Annotated in this window: 20 protein-coding genes; 9 read left to right on the top strand and 11 right to left on the bottom strand. The window is 60.4% G+C overall.

The annotated features are described in order from the left end of the window. Positions 1-36 precede the first annotated feature (36 nt). Positions 37-1,515, bottom strand: coding sequence for a DNA polymerase Y family protein (locus GTP58_RS00340; RefSeq protein ID WP_161075823.1), 1,479 nt, complete (start codon positions 1,513-1,515; stop codon positions 37-39). Then, entirely contained in the window at positions 1,442-2,137 is a 696-nt protein-coding gene (imuA, locus tag GTP58_RS00335) for a translesion DNA synthesis-associated protein ImuA (RefSeq protein WP_072781279.1), read from the bottom strand. Before imuA ends, GTP58_RS00340 begins: the two co-directional genes overlap by 74 nt. Positions 2,138-2,250: 113 nt before the next feature. Here imuA and GTP58_RS00330 point away from each other — a divergent pair, with 113 nt between their 5' ends. After that, a complete protein-coding gene (locus tag GTP58_RS00330; protein ID WP_161075822.1) occupies positions 2,251-3,507 on the top strand; it encodes a putative Na+/H+ antiporter in 1,257 nt (418 codons plus the stop codon). A gap of 342 nt (positions 3,508-3,849) precedes the next feature. Here GTP58_RS00330 and GTP58_RS00325 read toward each other — a convergent pair whose 3' ends face one another. The 5 genes from GTP58_RS00325 to GTP58_RS00305 are packed head-to-tail and all read right to left on the bottom strand — an operon-like array spanning position 3,850 to position 6,360. Next, entirely contained in the window at positions 3,850-4,131 is a 282-nt protein-coding gene (locus GTP58_RS00325) for a hypothetical protein (protein ID WP_161075821.1), read from the bottom strand. Between the two features lie 42 nt (positions 4,132-4,173). Further along, positions 4,174-5,010, bottom strand: a complete 837-nt coding sequence (locus tag GTP58_RS00320) for a hypothetical protein (RefSeq protein WP_161075820.1) — start codon at positions 5,008-5,010, stop codon at positions 4,174-4,176. Positions 5,011-5,056: 46 nt separating this feature from the next. Continuing rightward, on the bottom strand, positions 5,057-5,284 hold the full coding sequence (locus tag GTP58_RS31850) for a DUF4209 domain-containing protein (RefSeq protein WP_373924719.1): 228 nt from the start codon (positions 5,282-5,284) through the stop codon (positions 5,057-5,059). Between the two features lie 2 nt (positions 5,285-5,286). Beyond that, the gene (locus GTP58_RS00310; RefSeq protein ID WP_161075818.1) at positions 5,287-5,982 is read right to left on the bottom strand and encodes a hypothetical protein; all 696 of its coding nucleotides are present in this window, start codon (positions 5,980-5,982) and stop codon (positions 5,287-5,289) included. A 42-nt stretch (positions 5,983-6,024) separates the two neighbouring features. Continuing rightward, positions 6,025-6,360 carry a hypothetical protein gene (locus tag GTP58_RS00305; RefSeq protein WP_161075817.1) on the bottom strand — a complete coding sequence of 112 codons (336 nt, stop codon included), beginning with the start codon at positions 6,358-6,360 and terminating at the stop codon, positions 6,025-6,027. A 560-nt stretch (positions 6,361-6,920) separates the two neighbouring features. On the opposite strand from GTP58_RS00305, the gene GTP58_RS00300 reads away from it, so the two are divergent. Continuing rightward, positions 6,921-7,898, top strand: a complete 978-nt coding sequence (locus GTP58_RS00300; RefSeq protein WP_161075816.1) for a TlpA disulfide reductase family protein — start codon at positions 6,921-6,923, stop codon at positions 7,896-7,898. Next, positions 7,895-8,824, top strand: a complete 930-nt coding sequence (locus GTP58_RS00295; RefSeq protein ID WP_161075815.1) for a DMT family transporter — start codon at positions 7,895-7,897, stop codon at positions 8,822-8,824. The genes GTP58_RS00300 and GTP58_RS00295 overlap by 4 nt, the downstream gene beginning before the upstream one ends. Here GTP58_RS00295 and GTP58_RS00290 read toward each other — a convergent pair. After that, entirely contained in the window at positions 8,754-9,884 is a 1,131-nt protein-coding gene (locus GTP58_RS00290) for a PHB depolymerase family esterase (protein ID WP_202413442.1), read from the bottom strand. The two genes, GTP58_RS00295 and GTP58_RS00290, sit on opposite strands and share 71 nt — an antisense overlap. 66 nt (positions 9,885-9,950) lie before the next feature. Further along, complete coding sequence (gene hrpA, locus GTP58_RS00285; protein WP_161075814.1) at positions 9,951-14,051, bottom strand: ATP-dependent RNA helicase HrpA; 4,101 nt, start codon at positions 14,049-14,051, stop codon at positions 9,951-9,953. 56 nt (positions 14,052-14,107) lie between these two features. Between hrpA and argA the strand changes: the two genes are divergently transcribed. Together argA and GTP58_RS00275 are read left to right on the top strand one after the other, a co-directional pair. Further along, entirely contained in the window at positions 14,108-15,418 is a 1,311-nt protein-coding gene (argA, locus tag GTP58_RS00280) for an amino-acid N-acetyltransferase (protein WP_072781288.1), read from the top strand. 36 nt (positions 15,419-15,454) lie between these two features. After that, positions 15,455-15,727, top strand: a complete 273-nt coding sequence (locus tag GTP58_RS00275) for an oxidative damage protection protein (protein ID WP_072781290.1) — start codon at positions 15,455-15,457, stop codon at positions 15,725-15,727. A gap of 88 nt (positions 15,728-15,815) precedes the next feature. On the opposite strand, the gene rpiA is transcribed toward GTP58_RS00275, so the two are convergent. Next, the gene (rpiA, locus tag GTP58_RS00270; RefSeq protein WP_072781291.1) at positions 15,816-16,493 is read right to left on the bottom strand and encodes a ribose-5-phosphate isomerase RpiA; all 678 of its coding nucleotides are present in this window, start codon (positions 16,491-16,493) and stop codon (positions 15,816-15,818) included. A gap of 186 nt (positions 16,494-16,679) precedes the next feature. On the opposite strand from rpiA, the gene GTP58_RS00265 reads away from it, so the two are divergent. From GTP58_RS00265 to GTP58_RS00255, 3 genes are read left to right on the top strand one after another with little or no spacing between them, the layout of a single operon-like run. Beyond that, positions 16,680-17,051 (top strand): response regulator, encoded by a 372-nt coding sequence (locus GTP58_RS00265; RefSeq protein WP_161075813.1) that lies wholly within the window; start codon positions 16,680-16,682, stop codon positions 17,049-17,051. 2 nt (positions 17,052-17,053) lie between these two features. Beyond that, positions 17,054-17,680 carry a chemotaxis protein CheC gene (locus GTP58_RS00260; RefSeq protein ID WP_161075812.1) on the top strand — a complete coding sequence of 209 codons (627 nt, stop codon included), beginning with the start codon at positions 17,054-17,056 and terminating at the stop codon, positions 17,678-17,680. Positions 17,681-17,687: 7 nt separating this feature from the next. Beyond that, entirely contained in the window at positions 17,688-18,644 is a 957-nt protein-coding gene (locus tag GTP58_RS00255; protein WP_161075811.1) for a diguanylate cyclase domain-containing protein, read from the top strand. 43 nt (positions 18,645-18,687) lie between these two features. On the opposite strand, the gene GTP58_RS00250 is transcribed toward GTP58_RS00255, so the two are convergent. Next, positions 18,688-19,527: a helix-turn-helix domain-containing protein gene (locus GTP58_RS00250; RefSeq protein ID WP_161075810.1), complete on the bottom strand. Its 840-nt coding sequence runs from the start codon at positions 19,525-19,527 to the stop codon at positions 18,688-18,690. Between the two features lie 105 nt (positions 19,528-19,632). Between GTP58_RS00250 and GTP58_RS00245 the strand changes: the two genes are divergently transcribed. Then, the gene (locus GTP58_RS00245; RefSeq protein WP_161075809.1) at positions 19,633-21,057 is read left to right on the top strand and encodes a cytochrome P450; all 1,425 of its coding nucleotides are present in this window, start codon (positions 19,633-19,635) and stop codon (positions 21,055-21,057) included. Positions 21,058-21,107: the final 50 nt, after the last annotated feature.

Below are 21,107 nucleotides of genomic sequence, written 5' to 3'. Positions count from 1 at the left end.
CAAAGATTCTCAAGTTTATCAATTCTCTCGACATTCTCAACCAAAGAATCCGTGCAAATACCAGCGCGTTTCCAGTTCCGCCCCTTTGATCACGCGCTCCTTGTAAAGCCAGTAATGCGCGTGGTCCTCGCCCTGGGCCATAAAGTAGTCGCGCGTTTGCATATCGCTCCACCAGCCAGCTTCGATGCGTTCGCCTGTGGAACGGATACGTAGTGGCGAACCATAGTAGGGACGGTGGTCGCGTATCAGCAGCGGCACCGGCTTGGCCAGCAGCCAGGTGGGACGCGGCAGGCTGGTGACGTCCATCGGCAGTTGCGCGCGGGCTTCGGCGGGACGGATTTTTTCCTGAATGCTGACCCACGCGTTGGCATGTTCGGGGCGGTAGTCTGCTTTCGGCGCTGCTTGCAGCACGTTCTCCGGCCCCAGCCGGGCTGACAGCAATTCCAGCAGGCGCTGCCAGTCTTCCTTGCTGCCGCCCGGCTCGGGGAACAGCGAATCGCTGAGCGGCGCCATCGGCTGCACCTGCGGCGCTTCCAGGCACAGACCGATGACGGGCGCATCCAGTTCCTGCTTGGCCAGGCGCTCCTTGAGCAGGCGCACCAGATGGGTGTCCTTCCACGTCGGTTCGGCCAGCACGACTTCAATCACGGTGGGCGGTCCTGCGGTGCGGCCGCGCTCGTGCTCGAGCAGCAGGCGAATGCGTTCGACCGCCAATTGATGCACACTCAGCCACCCCGTCAGTTGCAGCAGCAAACGGTGCGCGCCGAACAGCAGCGCTTCCGCATTCTCCACGCGGTCAAACAATTCTATTTTGGCGTGGAAGCTCGCCGGTGCCTCCAGCCACTCATGCAGCTCGGGACGCCCGCCATGCGCGTCATCGAGCATGTCCAGCAAGGCACGGCCGCAACGGCGCTGCAAGCCGGGACGCGGCAAACGGTACAGATCCCCCAGCGTCAGGCAACCAATGCCTTCCATCCAGCTCAGGTACTGGCGCGCGGGCGGCAGCACGCTGACCGGCAAGCCTTCCAGCCGGCGTTCGAGCGAGGACATTTTCAGCGCGCGGCCGGCATGGCAGCGCGCCAGCAGCCAGGCGCCGCGCGCCGTCGGTGCGCAGCTGAGGTTGCCGGTGAAGCCGAGCGCACGCACGCTGCTTGCCACCTTACGGCACAGCACGTGTATGCCGCCAAACAAACGCAGGCTGGCCCCGACATCCAGCAGCAGCGTGGACTCTTCCGCTTCTGCCAGTTGTGGCGTGAACTGCAGCAGCGCCAAAGCGACCGCCTGCAATGCCTCGGCCTCCAGCGGCAGCGAACGCTCCTGAAACTGCGCTTGCGGCGCCAGCAGCATCGCACCACCGCGCCGCATGTGCAAGCTCACGCCCGCATCCTGCGCCGCAGGCGACATGGCGGCCACCCGTTCCTGCTCCAGTACAATCGTGCAGTTATCCGCCGACCAGCGCGGGCAGAATACTTCGAGCGGGAGCCTCGGCAGATGTAGGGCGATCCAGAGACGCATGACGTTGGAGCAAAGCAGGAGTTAGTGGTAAGAACAAGGGGGCGTCGCGCAACGGTCCTCGTCGTTTGACAAAGCCAATGTCCATGCCGCCCGCCGCCGGCTTCAGCGATAACCGCAATGGCGCCGGTGAGGCTTCCTGCGCTGCCGTCAGCGGCCGCAGCATGCAAAACAGCGTCTCGCTACTTTGCGCCGCCAGATGCAGGCGCCGCAAGGTTTCGCCACGCGCATGCTTTTGCCACATCAGCAGTGCACCACAACAGCCACTGCGCAGGATTTGCTCGGCGGCCCACAGCGCATCGCTGGCCTTGGCGCCACTGCGTACCCACAGCAGCTGCGACGGTTCCATGCCCAACGCGGCCAGCGCCAGCGCCTGTGGTGCATGCGGCGGCTGCAGCAACACGATGGGACGCTTGCCCAGTGCGGCTAGCGCCGGCTGCAACAGCCGCAACTCGCCGATGCCGTGTTGCTGCACCAGCAAATCCACCAGCGTCCCCAGCGGCCAACCGCCGCCCGGCAACTGCGCGGACAGCGCGGCAAAGCCGGTGTCCAGGCAGCGCGTGGCGCTTTGTGCGAGCTGGTCCGCCCGCCATAACGACGGGTGCACGGTTTCAGGGAGTGTCATGGCATTGTACCGCAAATACTGTATAAATACACAGTACTCCTCGCACGCTTGTTTGGCAAGGTTTATCTGCCTTGCTGTACCATGTGCCTGGAAGAATTACCAAAGGACACACTTTGCAAACGATACAACTGATCGGCGCCATCCTGTTTGGCTTGGCGCTGCTGCATACTTTCGCCGCCAAATCCTTCGAGGTGCTGTCGCATCGCCATCCCCGCCACGCTGGACTGTTCCACCTGCTGGGTGAAGTGGAAGTGGTGTTTGGTTTCTGGGCCTTCATCCTGATGCTGGCGATGGCCTTCCTGAATGGGGGCGAGGCTGCGATTGCGTATGCCGAATCGCTCCAGTACACCGAACCGCTGTTCGTATTTGTGGTGATGGTGGTGGCCGCGTCGCGGCCTGTGCTGGACATCGTGCAGCGCGTGCTGCTGGCCCTGGCGCGCAGCATGCCGGTAAAAACCGAACTGGCGCTGGTCTGGTTTGGTCTGGCGCTGGTACCGCTGACCGGCTCGCTGATTACCGAACCGGCCGCCATGACACTGGCCGCGCTGATGCTGGCGCCGCTGATCTTCCGCGACGGCATGCCGGAACGCCTCAAATATGCAGCCTTGGGCGTACTGTTCGTGAACATTTCCATCGGCGGCCTGCTGACCGCCTACGCCGCGCCGCCGGTGCTGATGGTGGCTGCCAACTGGAATTGGGACAGCGCCTACATGGCCTCGCAGTTTGGCTGGAAGGCCACGCTGGCGGTGCTGGTCAACGCCACTGCCATCTGCTTCGTGCTGCGCAAGCACCTGCACGCCGCTACCGATAACACGACTGCCACCAGCAATGCCCCAGCCGTGCCGCTGGCCGTCACCGCCATCCATCTGGCCTTCCTGGCTGCGGTGGTGATACTGGGCCACCATCCGGTGCTGTTCCTCGGCATCTTCATGCTGTTCCTGGGCTTCACGACCGCCTACCAGCGCTACCAAAGCCCGCTGATTATCAAAGAAGGGCTGCTGGTGGGTTTCTTCCTGGCCGGACTGGTGATGCTGGGCGGAATGCAGCAATGGTGGTTGCAGCCGATTGTGGAAAGCCTATCGCCGCTGGCCCTGTTCTTCGGCTCCATGAGCCTGACTGCGATTACCGATAACGCCGCCCTGACCTACCTGGGCTCCCTCATCAACGGCATTTCCGCAGACGCGCAATACATGCTGGTGGCAGGCGCCGTGACCGGCGGTGGCCTGACCGTCATCGCCAATGCGCCCAATCCGGCCGGCGTTTCGCTGCTGCGCCGTGGCTTCCAGGACCAATCGATCAGCGCCTTGGGCCTGCTCGCCGGCGCCCTCGCCCCCACTGCCGTCTCGGCTATCGCCTTCTTGCTGCTCTAGTCGATTCATGGCCTAGTAATTTAGCTAGAGACGAGGAGTTTATGGAGCTGGTCTGTGAAGCTGCCGATAAAGTCCATTATATGGAGCCACCAGTACGTGCCTCGAAGAACAAAATTATTCAGACGTCGGGCGTCAAGACGATGCAGCTGCTACGGAAAACGCTGTACCCCAAAACACTGGCGACCCTGGCTGAGATAACGGAGTCTCAGGAGCACTTCCTGGTGCGAAAGAATGCCTGGCTTGAGCAGTAGCCTATCAAAGAGCAGGTTACGCAACGCTGAATTCCAAGCGTTCAGCAGGCCGTCACTTCGCGAAGTACGGCCTCCGTCTACCATATCGATGTCAAGTCTCCAGCGGAGGCATATTAAATCGAGCTCGGTCAGCGTCAGTAAACTGCTTGAGTAAGGCTTCCAATTCGGTTTGCGCATCGATATTGATTAATTGTGTAGCGCCCATGTCAAAGCATAGTTCGGACCAGAGCATAAGCATGCCCCTCCCTTGCCTGAACCGCGTTTCAACATCTTCTTCATCTTCCGCTTCTTCGGAGAAAAGACCTGTGAGCAACTCACGGGTAGTGTTGGTGATTTCCACCATGTTTTTTTGCAGAATGTGTGGATGTAGCATGTAGGTCTCCGGTAAGTTTTCGTGTACGCCGTCGCTACGTTTCTATTGCCCCACATGGGTTTCTTTGGCACGCTCGTATGCAGCTAACCGCTCGCGTTGAACTGCATATTGTACGGGGTCAATCATGCATCTTGGAGTTCCGGCAGGTCGATTCCCAATCAAGCTTTCATTAATGGTCAACACTTCACGTATCCCCGCTTTTTTTATCTCCTCAGCTTCGCGGTTGCACCAACTTACCAGTTCTAAAAGTGCCGAAAAATATGAACTCAATACCACGATGTGCCCCCCAAGTACATGAGGCCGAGGATATCCGAATTCGGCATCAGACCTGCGTATCGTAGTACTAAAGTTAGGGTCGGGTAAGGACCGGACAAACTTGTTCACTAAGAGATAAGCCTCAGGCTCCAATATTTCACTATGCCGATGAAGAATCATGTCACAACGCCGTTGGAACTCCCCCAACTGCTCCGGAAGGAACTGCCACCAGGTCCGGCTCGGTGTCACGTTCGGCTCAGAATTTAAATCGAGATGGCCGTATATTTTGTTGAACGAATCACGGTTGACCAATTCGGTGATGGTTGCAGGCAAATCACCTGGAACAGATGCCATGTATGCATCGAACCAGAATCCTACAGTTCTAACCACCAGAAGACGTACGTCCTCGTGTGCCACCACCCGCTTGGGAAGGACACGAGCGTTTTCACGCCGTTCGTAGAGCCAATCGACAATCAGGACGGTCGAGATAGTTCCCACGAATCCGGTGCCCAAATTCGCAAGGACACCGGAAGTCTCCGAGTTATATTGCCCATAATAAACTCCATATAGCGAAAGCACCGATAGAACAGTGAAGATGAAAATTAGGAGAAGGCGAGTTTTCATTTTTCGATATTTATCGTCAGTTTTTAGATGGCTCAGCCGGAGGCTGCTAAGTGGCCATGGTACGTACGAATCGTTCTGCCGTCCAATTCGAACTCAAGACGCACAGTTTTAGCAAAAGCCAACAGGCATAAAGCACGTCGCCGCCGAACATTTGTTCATCGGACATCAGGCCGTGAGCGACCTCATTTCGCAGATTAGTACCCAAATGGTCCACAAATATATCCTCGAATTCGAGAATTCCTGCGTCCCCAAACGCCTGTTTAGCCTCCTCCATTTTCAGCAAAACCCCAAGAGACTTTTCAGGTTGCAGCCCTTCCGGGTCGAACATTGCATATCACCGCCTCTCTGCTCAATCACGTGGCGAACCAAGGCTTCTATTTGTGGCGGCACCATATGGGCAACGATTAGCATGTCGCCCTGGAACCCTGCGACCAGAACGCGAATAATGCTTTCTACATGCCCCGGCGGTACCCAAGGGCTATGTTGGATGTGCGTCAGTATGTCAAGGAGGTCGGGATTATGTTCCCGCAGAATAGTCGAGCGCATCGGATTAACGAAGGCTTGAATTATCAGGTCTATTTTGGTTCTAGCATGGCGAAAAAGCCGAAACCGCAACCCATCATCCCCCAAGTCCTCTTCTTCGTTTGCAATCGGAGGGGCTTTCGCCACAACCCTGCCTCGTGAGTTGATAATATCGCTGGAAAACATGCTGCTCATCACAGCAACACGCGCCTCGTTCCGAACCAGTTCCATTAACTTCTCAATTGCTGGTGCATTGCTTACATAGCACACAGCCATCCGTGCCTCTCGGAGCGGCTTGCCGCTCGATTTAGTTACAGCCTTATCGATTAGCTCCTGGATATCGACTGTCGTAGATACTGCTTTCAGTTCCTGAAGCGATAACTCTTGCAGTTCGAGCAGGCGTGCATGTAACTCATCTGCACGCACCTTTCCGCCAACAGCTTGCCGCATAGCGTTACCCCTTCCAGCCACTGATGCCCTCGAGTCGCCTCATCAAATCATCGAATGGAGCATTAATTTCTGTATTTCATCCCAGCAGTTGGTTATCTCTAGAGCCTTTTGCATCGCGACTACGTGCGGTGGGAAAAGCAAGTCCTTAAGCTTCTGTGCCTCTCGGATGGCTTTCATAGTTGGACTGCTATGCAGCCGGTCAACATCAGCTTGAAATTTAGCGAGCCGCTCCTGCTGAGCGTGGTTAGTCGCCCTAATTTGAAACACAAGAAAGCCAACACCAATCGGTTGTCCTTCAGTAGAGACTTCTCGCTTCCAATGCCCGAAAAATCGGCGTCCGTACTCCTCTGCAAATTTTCCCAGTTCAGCCTCTGTCAAACAATTGCAGCTCCGGGCTCCACAAGTGGCCCGCCACAGACTTCATCTACTGCCGGGTCATCAGTAATCAGATGCGCCACCTGGTCAAAACATTGCGCGCCAAATCAGCCGCGTTTACATCAAACGAACGAACCTGGTCCTACACTTGCTTTCGAGATTCGTTCGGCAATGCGCCAATCCGAAGCCTACCAAGGCCTTCCGAGCTGAAGTCAAAGTCATTTAGGTGTTTAAGGTTCTTTATCTACATCTGCCTCTTATCGCATCAAATAAAACGTAGTGACAATAGCTACATCACTATAGCAATGGTCAATGAGGCTGAGCAACCAAAAATACAAGGTAGACAACCCGTGTCACGTACAGTAGCAACGGTTGAACGAAGTCGCGACAGTGGCAGACTCGCGATTGCTGGCCGGCGCCCTCGCCACCACTGCCGTCTCGGCTATCGCCTTCTTGCTGCTCTGATCGATTCATGGCCTAGTCATTTAGACAGTTCTTGCACCTTTCGATTACACCAAGCTCTGGGTAGCATGGGTTGATATTCAACTCATTGAAGGTGTCTTATGAAATGGAGTGCGGTATTTTTGCTGCTGTGCGGACTGGCTGGCGTGGCTGTGGCGGCGGATGGCGATGGTGGTAGCGGTGCGCAGCGCGCGCAGCGGGCGGGCAAAACGCTGATCGGCCAGCCGGGACCTGCCGCCACCGTAACGTCGATTGATGGCCAGCGCATCGACCTGGCGTCGCTATACGGCAAGCAGCCGGTATATCTGAAATTCTGGGCGACGTGGTGCAAGCCATGCAACGAGCAGGCGCCCGCGTTTGAGCAGATCTATGAGAAGTACGGCAAGCGCATTGCCGTGGTGGCCGTCAACACCGGCTATAGCGAAACGGAAGCCGACGTGCGCGCTTTCATCGCCAGGTACAAGCTGCAGATGCCGGTGGTAATCGATGACGGCAGCCTGGCCGGCAAGCTGAATCTGCGCGTCACGCCGCAGCACGTGATTATCGATGCCAGCGGCCGTATCGTGCATGTCGGCCACCTGGACGACAAGGAGCTGCGCGATGCACTGGAGCGCGTCGCCACGACCAGGCCTGCTGCCAGTACGATTCCGCTGGCGCCGCAAGGCACTACAGCCGCAGCGTTCAAAGTGGGGGACCGCGTGGGCGGCATCAGCGTTACCACCATGATGGGCAAGAAGGTATCGTTCAACGCCGGCAAGCCACGCGCGCTGGTGTTCTTCTCGCCGTGGTGCGAGTCCTATCTGCGTGATACCCGCCCTGTCGTTGCCGCCGCCTGCGAACGTACACGCATCGAAAGCGAAAAGCTGGCCAAGGACCGCAGCACGGAATGGCTGGCGATTTCCTCGCCGTCGTGGACTTCGCGCGCCGAACTGGCCGACTACGCCAAACAGCATCACACCAGCATTCCACTGGCCCTGGACGAAGATGGTGAAATCTTCCGCGCCTTCGGTGTGCAGAATATCCCCACCATCGTGATGCTGGATGCGCAGGGACGCGTCAGCAAAATAATCGCGCCATGAAAAAGTCCGACCTCGCCTGCCTGCTGACGCTTGCCGCGCTATGGGGTGCGTCATACCTGTTCATGCGTGTAGGCGCGGGCGAATTCGGTGCGCTCTCCATGGCCGGTGCGCGGGCGGCTGGGGCTTCCTTGCTGCTGATGCCGATACTGGCTGCGCGGCGCGATGGCAGCCTGGCCCAGCTTCGCCGCCACTGGCAACGTATCGCACTGGTGGGCATGACCAATTGCGCCCTGCCCTTCCTGCTGTTCGGCTACGCGGCGCTGAGCATCAATGCAAGCCTGTCCGCGATCTTCAATGCGGCCACGCCGTTGTATGCGGCCATCATCGGCTGGTTCTGGATCAAGGAGCGTATTGACGCGCCGCGCGCCGCGAGCCTGGCGCTGGGGTTTGCCGGTGTCGCGTGGCTGGTGTGCGATGGGGTTGGGTTCAAGGATGGCGCCACAGGATGGGCGGTGCTGGCCTGCGTGGCGGCGACCATGCTGTATGCGTTTTCTGCGCACTACAGCAAGCAGCGCCTGGCGCACATCGATCCGCTTGTCGTGGCCACGGGCAGCCAGCTCAGTTCTGCGATTGTACTGGCGGCGCCTGCATGGATCTGGCGGCCGAGCGTGATGCCTTCCGCGTCATCATGGATGGCATTGCTGGCGTTGACGGTTGCCAGCACGGCGCTGGCCTATGTGCTGTTCTTCCACCTGATTGCACGCGTGGGGGCGGCACGGACCATGGCGGTGCCGTTCCTGGTGCCGGCATTCGGCGTGTTGTGGGGCGTGCTCTTTCTGGGGGAGGTATTCAGCGCAAAGATGGCGCTGGGTGCGGCGTTGATTGTCGCGGGAACGGCGTTGACGACGGGTGTCCTCAAGCGCGGCGATGGCGGCCGAAAAACTCCAGCATCATCTTGCTTGCATTCGGACCGGCGCGGTCATTGAAGGCGAAGGCAGGATCGCCACCGCTCCACGCATGTTCCAGCTTGTCGACCTGTGCGACGCGCAGCAGCAATTTGCGGCCATCGAAGAAGTCATGCAGCGTGTAGTGGCGTTTACGCGTGGTCTTGGCAGGACCGGACAAATGGTTGAGCAGCATGCTTTGCCTGACCAGTTGCAACTGATTGACTGAGCGGACGACGTTGTCGCTATCGCCCTGGAACAGGATGGCAGGCATGCCCGGAAATTCCGGATGACGTTTCAGGATTTCGTGTGCTGCGAGATCTGCACGCATGCCAAGCGCGCCATTCTTCATCACGCTCAGCGCGCCCAGCGGGTTATGGCCTGCGCCGAAAACGGGACCTGAGTGCAAGCCAACCGCAGCGAAAAGATGCGGGTTGTTCAGCGCAAGGATGTTGGCCATGCCGGCGCCGGCCGAGATGCCGGCGGCGTAAATACGCGAACGGTCTATCGCATGCAGCGTCGACACTTTATGGATCATCGCCAGGATGGTGGCAACATCGCCGCCGCCTTCCTGCGTGGCGCGGTCATACCATTTCCAGCAGCGGTGTGGGTGGGCGCTCACTGGCTGCTGGGGATAGAGGACTGCGTAGCCCAGCTTTTCCGCCCACAGGTTCATGCGCGTGCCTTGCGCGAATTGCGTCGCGGTCTGTTGACAGCCGTGCAGCATCACGAGCAGCGGCAAACCTTTGCTGGCCGCGCGTTCAGACAGATTGTTGGGCAGGTAAAGCCAGTAGCTCATACGCTGCCCCGCCGCGTTGGGGAGATAAGAAGTAAGCCATTTGCCCGGAGCGACGGCGGGCGGTTCGGTGGCGGATGGCATGGCAGGGAACACGCCAGGCATCCGCAGGGGCGCCGGATGCGGCTTCGCGCGTGGCTGGTGCGTTGTGGTGCGCTTAGGCTTAGGCGTGGGCGTGGGCTTCGCTGCGGCCCTGGCGGCTTTATTGGCTGCTTTGGTATTGGCTGCGGTGGCATCGGCAAATAGCTTTGCCGTCCGTGTACCGGCACGGATCAGACTGCGCAGCAGCTTGCCGGATTTGACCATCACAACCTCCTCATGTTGCAAAATAGTCTACCCGAAAGCTGCCGCGTGCTGCGTACGGCAGGCCGCTTAACGCTGCATGGACTCCCACACTTTTTGCAGGCGCTTGGTCGATACCGGCATCGGCGTACGCAGTTCCTGCGCAAACAGGGAAACGCGCAATTCCTCCAGCATCCAGCGGAATTCCACCATCTTCGGATCGGTATTCTTGCCGGCCGATTTGTCGCGGCTCGCACGCAGATACAGCGCTGATGCCTGCTGCCATTCGGCCATCAATTTCGTATCGCGGGATGGATCGCCGCGCAGCTTCTCGATACGCACGTTCATCGCTTTCAGGTAGCGTGGGAAGTGCGCCAGCTGGCTGTATTCGTTCTCCAGCAGGAAGCGCTTGTGCACCAGTCCTTGCAGTTGCTGCTGCATGTCCTGCGCCGCCTGCTGCGGCAAGCCTTGCAGGCGTTTCGGCAAGCCGTGGAACTCGGTCAGCACCTGCGACAGCAGACGTGCGATCTCGTTCACCAGCAGTACCAGGCGCGATTTGCCTTCATCCTTGCGCTTGGCGAAGGTGGCGGCGTCGATCGGTAGCGGGTCTTGCAGGCACGCGATGTCCAGCGCCTTGTTGATGATCTGTTCGCGCAGTTCTTCCTGCGTGCCCATGCTCATGAACTGCATCCCCATCTGCTGCAAATTGGGGATGCTCTTTTCGATGAACTTGATCTGGTCCTTCATCTGCAACGCGAACAGGCGACGCAGACCAATACGGTGCGTGCGGGCCGCCACGGTTGGATCGTCGAACACTTCCAGGTCGCAGTGCGTGCCTTTGTCCACCAGTGCCGGGAAGCCGATCAGCGTCAGCTTGCCCTGGGCGATTTCCAGTAGCTCCGGCAGCTCGCCGAAGGTCCAGGAAGTCAGGTTGGTCAGCGTGATGTTGTTGGTCGACGTGCCGGTTGCAGCAGGTGCAGCATGGGTACCTGCTGGTGCAGGTGCGGCAGTGTTTTTTGACGGCACAACGGCGCGCGCAGCGACGGTGGACTGCGGGCCGGAAGCCTCTGCCATCTTCTGGAAGCTCTCGCGTGCCTGCGTGCCGTACTCCGCCTGCAAGGTGGCGAGATTGCGGCCCATATCCAGCTGGCGGCCATGCTCGTCGATCACCTTGAAGTTCATGAAGTGGTGCGCAGGCAGCGTCTCCGGCTTGAAGTCGGAGGTCAGCGGCGTTACCGTAATCTGCGCGCGAATGTCGGCAATGATGGCATCAATCAGCTCACCACGGCCGAAGGCATGCTTCTCTTCGATGCGTTCGCAGAACCTGGCAGCATATTCCGGCAGCGGCACGCAGTGGCGGCGCAGTTTTTGCGGCAGGGATTTCAGCAGCAGATGCACCTTCTCCTTCAGCATGCCCGGCACCAGCCACTCGCAACGTTCGCGCGACAACTGGTTGAGCGCATACAGCGGTACTGCCAGCGTCACGCCATCGCGCACGCTGCCCGGTTCGAAGTGATAGGTCAGCGCCAGTTCCAGGCCGCTTGCATTCATCTTCTTGGGGAACAGGTCCGTGGTAACGCCTGCGGCCTCGTGGCGCATCAGCTCATCACGGTTCAGGTACAGCAGCTTGGGCTCCTGGGCGGTAGCGTCCTTGTGCCATTTCTCAAAGCCCGCGCCGTTGACCACTTCCGCCGGAATCAGCTTGTCGTAGAACGCGGCAATCAGTTCATCATCCACCAGCACATCCTGGCGGCGCGACTTGTGTTCAAGGTTTTCGATTTCCTTGACCAGCTTGTGGTTATGCGCAAAGAACGGTGCGCGCGTCTCGTAGTCGCCGCCCACCAGCGCATCGCGGATGAAGATTTCGCGCGCTTCGGCCGGATTGAACAGGCCATAGTTGATGCGGCGCTGGCTGTAGACCACCAGGCCGTACAAGGTCGCGCGCTCGGAGGCGGTGACTTGCGCCGAACGTTTTTCCCAGCGCGGCTCGCCCCACGATTTTTTCAGCAGGTGGCCGCCGACCTTTTCCAGCCACTCTGGCTGGATCTGCGCGATGCAGCGGGCGTACAGGCGCGTGGTGTCCACCAGCTCCGCCGCCATGATCCACTTGCCCGGTTTCTTGGACAGCGAGGAACCCGGCCAGATATTGAACTTGATGCCGCGCGCGCCAAGGAAGCCGGGATCGTCTTCCATCTTGAAGCCGATATTACCCAGCAGGCCAGTCAGCAGCGCCAGGTGCAGGTTCTCGTAGGTGGCCGGCATTTCGTTCAGGCGCCAGCCCTGCTCTTTGACGATGGTCAGCAGCTGCGAGTGCACGTCGCGCCACTCGCGCAGGCGCAGTTGCGACAGGAAGTTGGTGCGGCAGTTGTCTTGCAGCTGGCGGTTGGTCTTCTTGTGCTCAATCGCGTTTTCAAACCACTTCCAGATCTTGATATAGCTGAGGAACTCGGACTTCTCGTCAGCGAACTTCTTGTGCGCTTCATCGGCCGCCTGCTGGTGCTCCATCGGCCGGTCACGCGGGTCTTGCACCGACAGGGCCGAAGCGATAATCAGCACTTCGTTGAGACAGACGTTATCCAGCGCGGCCAGGATCATGCGGCCGACGCGCGGGTCCAGCGGCAGCTTGGCCAGCTTTTTACCCAGTGGTGTGATCTGGTTGTACTCATCCACCGCGCCCAGTTCCTGCAGCAGCTGGTAGCCGTCCGCAATCGCACGCGCCAGCGGCGGTTCGATGAACGGGAAGCTCTCGACGTCCGCCAGGTGCAGCGTTTTCATGCGCAGGATGACGGAGGCCAGCGAGGAGCGCAGGATTTCAGGCTCGGTGAATTTGGGGCGCTGCAGGAATTCCTGCTCGTCGTACAGGCGGATACACACGCCATCGGCCACACGGCCGCAACGGCCGGCGCGCTGATTGGCGGCCGACTGGGCGATCGGTTCGATCTGCAGCTGTTCGACCTTGTTGCGGTAGCTGTAGCGCTTCACACGCGCCAGGCCGGCGTCCACCACGTAGCGGATGCCGGGCACGGTCAGCGAGGTCTCGGCGACGTTGGTGGACAGCACGATACGGCGTGCGTTGGTCGGTTTGAAGACGCGCTCCTGCTCCTCGGCCGACAGGCGGGCGAACAGCGGCAGGATTTCCACATGCGGCGGATGGTGCTTGCGCAGGGCTTCGGCAGCGTCGCGGATTTCGCGTTCGCCGGGCAGGAACACCAGCACGTCGCCGGAGCCGATGCGGGCCACTTCGTCCACGCCGTCCACCACCGCATCCATCAGGTCACGCTTTTCGCGGGCGGCGGCGCTGCGCGCGCCCTTGCCTTCGGCGTTGGCGACCGCCGCATTCGGCACATCGGTATCGATCGGGCGATAGCGCACTTCGACTTTGTACAGGCGGCCGGAGACTTCGATTACCGGTGCCGGTTTTTCCGGCGTGCCGAAGTGGCGCGCGAAGCGGTCGGCATCGATGGTCGCGGACGTGATGATGATTTTCAGGTCCGGGCGGCGCGGCAGCAGCTGTTTCAGATAGCCGAGCAGGAAGTCGATGTTCAGGCTGCGCTCGTGGGCTTCGTCGATGATGATGGTGTCGTAGCCTTTGAGCAGCGGATCACTTTGCGTTTCGGTCAGCAGGATACCGTCGGTCATGAGCTTGACCGAGGCGCCCTTTTGCAACGTATCGGCAAAGCGGACCTTGAAGCCCACGTGTTCGCCCAGCGGCGAACCCAGTTCCACGGCGATGCGCTTGGCGGTCGACGACGCCGCGATACGGCGCGGCTGGGTGTGGCCGATCAGGCCTTTCTGGCCGCGGCCCAGCTCCAGGCAGATCTTCGGCAGCTGCGTGGTCTTGCCGGAACCGGTTTCACCGGAGACGATGATGACCTGGTTGTTTTGCAGCGCCTCGGCGATTTCGTGACGTCGGCCCGATACCGGCAGGTCTTCCGGGAAGGTGATCGGCGGCAGCGGGTTGCGGAAATTGCGCTCGGCCTCGCGCGCCGCCAGTTCCTCCGGCGTCAGGCGTGGCCTGGCCTCGCGGCGGTTTTCGGTGCCCGGCGAGGTGCGTGGTCCGCGCCCGCCACCCCGCACTGCGGGCCCAAGGGTCTGACCCCGTACGGGGTCAGACCCCGCCTCGGTTCGGGGTGCAGCGGCACGTTTAGGGCTGGATGACTGGCTTTTTGGCTTGTTGCTGGCTTCTGACATTGTTTTTTACAAAGGTATTTGGCGCGGACGTCGCGCACCGAATTATAATGCGGCTAATGGAAAACCCTACCCAATTCGTCCAATGGCTGCGCTCCGTCGCGCCGTACATCCACGCCTTCCGTGGCAAGACCTTCGTGGTTGCCTTCCCAGGTGAACTGGTAGCTGCCGGCGCTTTGCCGGTGCTCGCGCACGACCTCTCGCTGCTGCACGCGCTCGATATCAACGTCACCGTCATCTACGGCTCGCGCCCACAGGTGGCGGAACAACTGGCTCTGCGTAACGTCGAAGGCCGCTTCCATAACGGCTTGCGCATCACCGACATCGCCGCCATGGAATGCGCCAAGGAAGCCGCCGGCGAACTGCGCCTCGACATCGAAGCCGCGTTCAGCCAGGGCTTGCCGAACACGCCGATGTCGAATGCGGCCATCCGTATCATTTCCGGCAACTTCATCACCGCCCGTCCGCTCGGCGTGATCGATGGCGTTGACCTCGAGCTGACTGGCGTGACCCGTAAAGTGGACGCCGAAACCATCCATTCCATCCTTGGCTCCGACGGCCTGGTGCTGCTGTCGCCGCTGGGCTTCTCGCCCACCGGCGAGGCGTTCAACCTGACCATGGAAGACGTGGCCTGCAGCACCGCCATCGCGCTGCATGCGGATAAGCTCATCTTCATCACCGAGACCCCGCTGATGACCGACGCCGCCGGCGCCGAAATCCGCGAACTGTCCTCGCACCAGGCCGAAGCCGTGCTGCAGGCCGGCTTCCTGCCCGACGCCACCGCGTTCTACCTCAAGCACTGCATCAAGGCCTGCGACAACGGCGTGGAGCGTTCGCACATCGTCTCGTTCGACATGGACGGCTCGGCGCTGCTGGAACTGTTCACCCACGATGGCGTGGGCACCATGATCTCGCACGAGAACCTGGAATCGCTGCGTCCCGCCACAATTGAGGACGTTGGCGGGATTATCAAGCTGATCGAACCGCTGGAAGCCGACGGCACGCTGGTCAAGCGCGGCCGTGAACTCATCGAGCGCGAAATCGAGATGTTCTCAGTCATCGAGCACGATGGCGTGATCTTCGGTTGCGCCGCGCTGTATCCGTTCCCGGAACAGAAAATGGCCGAAATGGCATGCCTGACTGTCAACCCGGAAGTGCAAGGCCAGGGCGACGGCGACCGCATCCTCAAGCACATGGAGAACCGCGCGCGCGCCATGGGCGTGCAAAAGCTGTTCGTGCTGACTACCCGTACTGCGCACTGGTTCATCAAGCGCGGCTTCGCGCCGGTCACCGTCGATGCGCTGCCCAAGGATCGCCAGCGCATGTATAACTGGCAGCGCAAATCCCAGGTTTTGATTAAGACCTTATAATCACTCTTTTTAGATACAGTTTTAGGAGCAACCCATATGGCCCGCACCGTTCAATGCATTAAACTCAACAAGGAAGCCGAGGGCTTGGACTTCCCGCCGTATCCGGGTGAACTGGGTAAGAAGATCTACGAACAGGTTTCGAAGGAAGCCTGGGCGGCATGGCTCAAGCACCAGACCATGCTGGTCAACGAAAACCGTCTGAACCTGGCCGATCAGCGCGCCCGCAAATACCTGGCGACGCAGATGGAAAAACACTTCTTTGGCGATGGCGCCGATGCAGCGCAAGGCTACGTGCCACCCACCGAGTAAGCTTTTACCCCGCATCCTTTAGCAGCAAAGCACGCTTTGCCGCTTAGGGGTCGGACCCGCAGGGTCCGACCCCACCTGGCAGTACGGGTTAGAACTTCAGCGTTTTCACGCCTTCTGCAGTGCCCAGCAGGCACACATTGGCGCCACTCACGGCGAACAGGCCCACCGCAATCACGCCAACGATCTGATTGATACGCGCTTCCAGCGCCTTCGGATCGGTAATCGACAGACCCGCCACATCCAGGATATTGCCGCCGTTGTCGGTCACGAACGCTTCGTCCGTGCCCGCTTTCAGACGCAGCTTGGGCGTGCCGCCCAGCTTGGCCAGTTCACGCGCCACCGACGCGCGCGCCATCGGGATCACTTCCACCGGCAGCGGGAACTTGCCCATCACGTCCACCAGCTTGGAACCATCGGCGATGCAGACAAACTGCTTCGACACCGAGGCCACAATCTTCTCGCGCGTCAGCGCCGCGCCGCCGCCTTTGATCATGGCGCCGGAGTTGTCGATTTCATCAGCACCGTCGATATACACCGCGATTTCCGCCACATCGTTCAGGTCCAGCACGTCGATGCCATGACCGCGCAGGCGCGCCGCAGTCGCTTCCGACGACGCCACGGTGCCTTTGATCTTGTCCTTGATCTTGGCCAGTTCGTCAATAAAGAAGTTGGCGGTGGAGCCGGTGCCCACGCCGATAATCTCGTTTTCCACCACATAGGCAATGGCGGCACGGGCTACGGCTTGTTTCAGTTCGTCTTGGGTCATGATAAATACATAAGAGAGGGGAAATCGGATGGCGCTATTTTACCACCCCGCTTTTTCGCCAAAAGTTGCGTGCAGACAATGCCCTTGAATTAGCGTACAAAGCAAGCAACACCTGTGGTCAGTAATGCCATGGGATATGCGAGAATGGTCCAACACAGAGGCCGAAATGATCGCGGGGGATAAGACATGACAACTACCAAAACCGTCCTGATTGTCGATGACAGCCGCGTATCGCGCATGATGGCGCGGCAGTACATCGCCGTCCTGCACGCCGACTGGATCGTCGAGGAGGCCGGCACCGGTGAAGAGTCGCTGGTCAAAGCCCGCCACACCACGCCGGACCTGATCCTCATGGACGTCAACATGCCCGGCATGGGCGGCATCGCCGCCGCCGAACAGCTGCGCCAGGAATTCCCCGCCGTACCGATCTCGCTGCTGACGGCCAACGTGCAAACCGCCACGCGCGAGCGCGCCAGCGCCATGGGCATCGGCTTTGTCGAAAAGCCCATCACCGAAGCGCGCATCGCGCAGTTGCTGGCCACGCTGGAAGCGGTGTAATCATGTTCAACCTGACCGAACTCGAAAATGATGCGCTGATCGAGATCTTCAACATCGGCGTCGGCCAGGCGGCATCCTCGATGAGCGCCATCGTCAATGAGGCGGTGCGGATGTCGGTGCCGTCGATCTCCTTCATTCCGCGCACCGAGGCGGCGCGGCTGCTGGGCCAGGCGGACGGCGTGGCGGAACGCATCTGCGGCGTCAGCCAGCGTTACCGGGGCGCCTTCGACACCGAAGCCATCCTCATGTTCCCGGAAGATAAAAGCCTGGAAATCGTCCGCCTGATGGTGGGCGAAGCGGTGCCGCTCAAGGAGCTGACCGAGATGGAGCAGGAAGCCATGTGCGAAATCGGCAACATCATGCTCAACTCCTGCGTCGGCACGCTGGCCAATATCTTCCAGCGCGAGCTGCAAGGCTCGCTGCCGCAGTACCACATCGGCACCAGCGACGAAATCCTCACCGCCACCGGCAGCCAGTTCAACTCCGTGGTGCTAATGCTGCACATCGACTTCCTGCTGGAGAAGCACCAGATCCATGGTTATGTGGCCTTTGTGCTGGATATCTCGGCGCTGCACGATCTGAAGGACCAGATCAATCTCTACATCGCGCGCGCGATGGGCAAGGTTTGAGGAGACCATGAGTTCACTGCGTCTTCCCCTGCTGGAGAGTGTGTTCTGCGCGGTGAGCCTGGGCGCCATCGTGCTCGATAACGAGCGCCGCATCGTGTTATGGAATTCGTGGATGGTCAAGCATTCGGGCCTGAAGCATGAGCAGGTGCTGGGCCAGGACTTCTTTGCCGTCTGCCCGGAACTGCGCGGCGGCCGCGTGGACACCGCCATCCAGCACGCGCTGTACAACAACTTCCCGTCCCTGCTGTCGCAGACGCTGAACAAGGCGCCATTCGCGCTTTACCTCAGCCCTGCCGCCGCAGCGCACGACGAACGCATGCAGCAGGCAGTGGAGGTCACGCCGATTGCGATTGAAGGCACCGCGCGCCACTGCCTGATCCAGGTTAGCGATGTCAGCATCGCCGTCGGCCGCGAACGATTGCTGCGCGAGCAGACCATGGTGCTGCGTTCGCAAACCTTCTCGGACGGCCTGACCGGCATCGCCAACCGCCGCCATTTCGACGTGGCGATGGAGAAGGAGCACCGGCGCGCCAAGCGTGGCGGCACGCCGCTGTCACTGCTGATGATCGACATTGACCACTTCAAGGCTTACAACGACCACTACGGCCACCAGAAAGGCGACCAGTGCCTGATACAGGTGGCGGCCGCGCTGGCCGGCATCTTGAAACGTCCCTGCGACCTGATGGCGCGCTACGGCGGCGAAGAGTTCGCGATGATACTGCCGGAGACCGACGTCGATCAGGCGCTGCTGATGGCAGAGGCGATCCGGGCTCGCACGCAGGAGCTGGCGATACCGCATGAACGCACCACCGACGCCTCACAGCTGGTCACCGTCAGCATCGGCATCGCCACGCAAAAAGCCGAGGCGACAGTGGAGATCGACGCCCTGATCGGTGCCGCCGACCGCGCGCTCTACCAGGCCAAGCGCAATGGCCGCAACCGGGTGGCGGCCCTGCAGTCATGACGCGCGGCACGCGGTGTGCTGCGGCAGCACTGGCCTATGCGGATCAAGTCCAGACGCGGTAAATCCAGTAGCTCTCCTCATCGGAACCCAGCCTGCGGGCCAGCTCCGCCGGACTGTGGCCGGTGATCTCGCGCGCCACGCGGCAGAAGTGCGCCTGATCGGAATAGCCGCCGCGTGCGGCAATATCGGACCAGACGGCTTTGCCGGCAAGGTATTCGTCACGCGCTTCAAAGAAGGAGAGCTCGGCGCGCTGGAAGAGCAGCAGCTTGCGCATCGGCTGTCCGGCGCGGGCCTTGATGCGGCGTTCGATATTGCGCACGCCGCGCCCCAGCGCGGTGTCGGCAACCTGCGCACCCAGATGGCGCACCCAGTCGCTGGCCATGGCGCCTGCGCCGCCAGGACGGGCAGCTTGCCAGCGCGGTTCAAGAAAGGCCTCAATGATTGCGATGGCATCGTCGGGATTTGCCACCACCGCATCGGCCAGCGTTTGCCACTCCGGCCCCAGCGCCACATCGATGGGCGCCCAGCGGTTGACCCATTCGGATACATCGACGCCGCATAGCGCGTGCAATACCTGCGGATATAGCATCAGCATCAGGATGCGTACCGGGCCGGGATTGTAAGTCGTCATCGGCCGGTTCTGTGGACCGCAGAACACCACGCGGATATTGCCCTGCGGCGCATCCGGCGGATCCACCACTTCCGCCTCGCCGTCGATGTAAAACGAAATCGAACAATGCGGTGTGGCGGGGAAATGGTTGTACCGGTCAAGGGGGTCTGTCAACGGTGCATCCATGGTACTGCGCAAGATGTACGCCCGCACGCAAGACGCCAGCGACTTGCGCGGGAAAACCAATCGTGTGGGTTGTACCTGAGGCTCCATACCGAATAGTTTATACCAAACGCGGATGTCGGAAACGTTCAATACTGCGGTCGCCGCGCGGCGCACAATGGGGCATCGCTAATCAAGGAAAACAAGGAAAACACTATGCAGACCACGATGACCGCTACCACGCCGCTACGCCAGATGAACGAGTTGCCGGGGCCACGCCCCTGGCCACTACTGGGCAATCTCCCACAGATGCGGCCTTTGCGCATCCATCAGGATGTGGAAGCGTGGAGCAGGCAATATGGTCCGCTGTTCAAGATCAGCTTCGGCAAAACCCCGCTGCTGGTGGTGGCGGACCATGAACTGGTCAACACCGTGTTGCGCGACCGGCCGGATGGCTACCGCCGCCCTGCCCTCACCGAAAGCGTAGCGCTGGAAATGGGTGGTCGCACTGGCGTCTTCATGGCGGAGGGCGCGGCCTGGCGCAACCAGCGGCGCATGGTCATGACGGCGCTGGCGCCGCATGCGGTCAAGGCCTACTTTCCCTCTCTGGTGTCGGTGGTGCTGCGTCTGCAGAAGCACTGGCAGCAGGCGGCGCGTGCAGGCAAGGAGATCGACCTGGCGGAAGATCTGAAACGCTATAGCGTGGACATCATCGCTGGCCTGGCCTTCGGTACCGCCGTGAACACCATCGACGGCGGCGAGGATGTGATCCAGCGTCATATGGACGTAGTGCTGCCTGCCATCGCGCGCCGTTCGATTGCCCTGTTCCCCTACTGGCGCTATTTCAAGCTGCCGCAGGACCGCCATCTGGACGCCTGCCTGGCCGAATTGAACAAGGCCGTCGATGAACTGATCGCCAACGCCCGCACACGTCTGGAAGCCGAGCCAGCGCGCCGCGAACATCCCGCCAATCTTCTGGAAGCCATGATCTGCGCCGCGGACGAAGGCGGCAGCGGCGTGGACGACGTTGCGGTGGCCGGCAACGTCACCACCATGCTACTGGCGGGCGAAGACACCACCAGCAATTCGCTGGCGTGGATGCTCTACCTGCTCCAGCAGAATCCCGACACCCTGCGCAAGGCGCGCGAGGAAGTGCTGCGCGTGGCGCCGGACCCTGGCGCGTTCACCATCGAGCAGATGGATGGGCTGGACTATCTGGAGGCGTGCGCGCAGGAAGCCATGCGTCTCAAGCCGGTGGCGCCGTTTATGCCGATGGAATCGCTGCGCGATAACGTCGTCGGCGATGTGCAGGTTCCCAAAGGCGGCCTGCTGTGGTGCGTGATGCGCAATAACAGCGTAGCGGAACAATACGTGCCCGATGCGGCCGATTTCAAGCCGGAGCGCTGGTTGCCGGACAGTGTACCCGCCGTCAACAAGCACCTGTCGATTCCCTTCGGCTCCGGCGTGCGGACCTGCCCGGGGCGCTATCTCGCCCTGCTGGAAATCAAACTGGCCAGCGCCATGCTGCTATCCAGCTTCGACATCGAGTCCATCGCCACCGTGGACGGCAAGGATGCCGAGGAATTGATGGGCTTCACCATGTCACCGATAGGTTTGCAGATGCGGCTACAACACTCCTGATTTGCAAGCATATTTCGCGTGCGCGTCGGCCGTGCTAGGCTCATTCCATC

It is taken from the genome of Duganella sp. CY15W (assembly GCF_009857555.1).
Lineage (GTDB): Bacteria > Pseudomonadota > Gammaproteobacteria > Burkholderiales > Burkholderiaceae_D > Rugamonas > Rugamonas sacchari.
Note: the sequence above shows the minus strand (reverse complement) of the source record. Positions and strands in the feature narration are given on the sequence as shown.

Coding starts and splice junctions, on each gene's coding strand:
- GTP58_RS00300 (WP_161075816.1), top strand. CDS start 6,921: ATGAAATGGAGTGCGGTATTTTTGCTGCTGTGCGGACTGGCTGGCGTG.
- GTP58_RS00310 (WP_161075818.1), bottom strand. CDS start 5,982: ATGCGGCAAGCTGTTGGCGGAAAGGTGCGTGCAGATGAGTTACATGCA.
- GTP58_RS00265 (WP_161075813.1), top strand. CDS start 16,680: ATGACAACTACCAAAACCGTCCTGATTGTCGATGACAGCCGCGTATCG.
- GTP58_RS00250 (WP_161075810.1), bottom strand. CDS start 19,527: ATGGAGCCTCAGGTACAACCCACACGATTGGTTTTCCCGCGCAAGTCG.
- GTP58_RS00245 (WP_161075809.1), top strand. CDS start 19,633: ATGCAGACCACGATGACCGCTACCACGCCGCTACGCCAGATGAACGAG.
- GTP58_RS31850 (WP_373924719.1), bottom strand. CDS start 5,284: ATGGAGGAGGCTAAACAGGCGTTTGGGGACGCAGGAATTCTCGAATTC.
- hrpA (WP_161075814.1), bottom strand. CDS start 14,051: ATGTCAGAAGCCAGCAACAAGCCAAAAAGCCAGTCATCCAGCCCTAAA.
- GTP58_RS00255 (WP_161075811.1), top strand. CDS start 17,688: ATGAGTTCACTGCGTCTTCCCCTGCTGGAGAGTGTGTTCTGCGCGGTG.
- imuA (WP_072781279.1), bottom strand. CDS start 2,137: ATGACACTCCCTGAAACCGTGCACCCGTCGTTATGGCGGGCGGACCAG.
- rpiA (WP_072781291.1), bottom strand. CDS start 16,493: ATGACCCAAGACGAACTGAAACAAGCCGTAGCCCGTGCCGCCATTGCC.
- GTP58_RS00340 (WP_161075823.1), bottom strand. CDS start 1,515: ATGCGTCTCTGGATCGCCCTACATCTGCCGAGGCTCCCGCTCGAAGTA.
- GTP58_RS00275 (WP_072781290.1), top strand. CDS start 15,455: ATGGCCCGCACCGTTCAATGCATTAAACTCAACAAGGAAGCCGAGGGC.
- GTP58_RS00290 (WP_202413442.1), bottom strand. CDS start 9,884: ATGGTCAAATCCGGCAAGCTGCTGCGCAGTCTGATCCGTGCCGGTACA.
- GTP58_RS00295 (WP_161075815.1), top strand. CDS start 7,895: ATGAAAAAGTCCGACCTCGCCTGCCTGCTGACGCTTGCCGCGCTATGG.
- GTP58_RS00260 (WP_161075812.1), top strand. CDS start 17,054: ATGTTCAACCTGACCGAACTCGAAAATGATGCGCTGATCGAGATCTTC.
- GTP58_RS00320 (WP_161075820.1), bottom strand. CDS start 5,010: ATGAAAACTCGCCTTCTCCTAATTTTCATCTTCACTGTTCTATCGGTG.
- argA (WP_072781288.1), top strand. CDS start 14,108: ATGGAAAACCCTACCCAATTCGTCCAATGGCTGCGCTCCGTCGCGCCG.
- GTP58_RS00325 (WP_161075821.1), bottom strand. CDS start 4,131: ATGCTACATCCACACATTCTGCAAAAAAACATGGTGGAAATCACCAAC.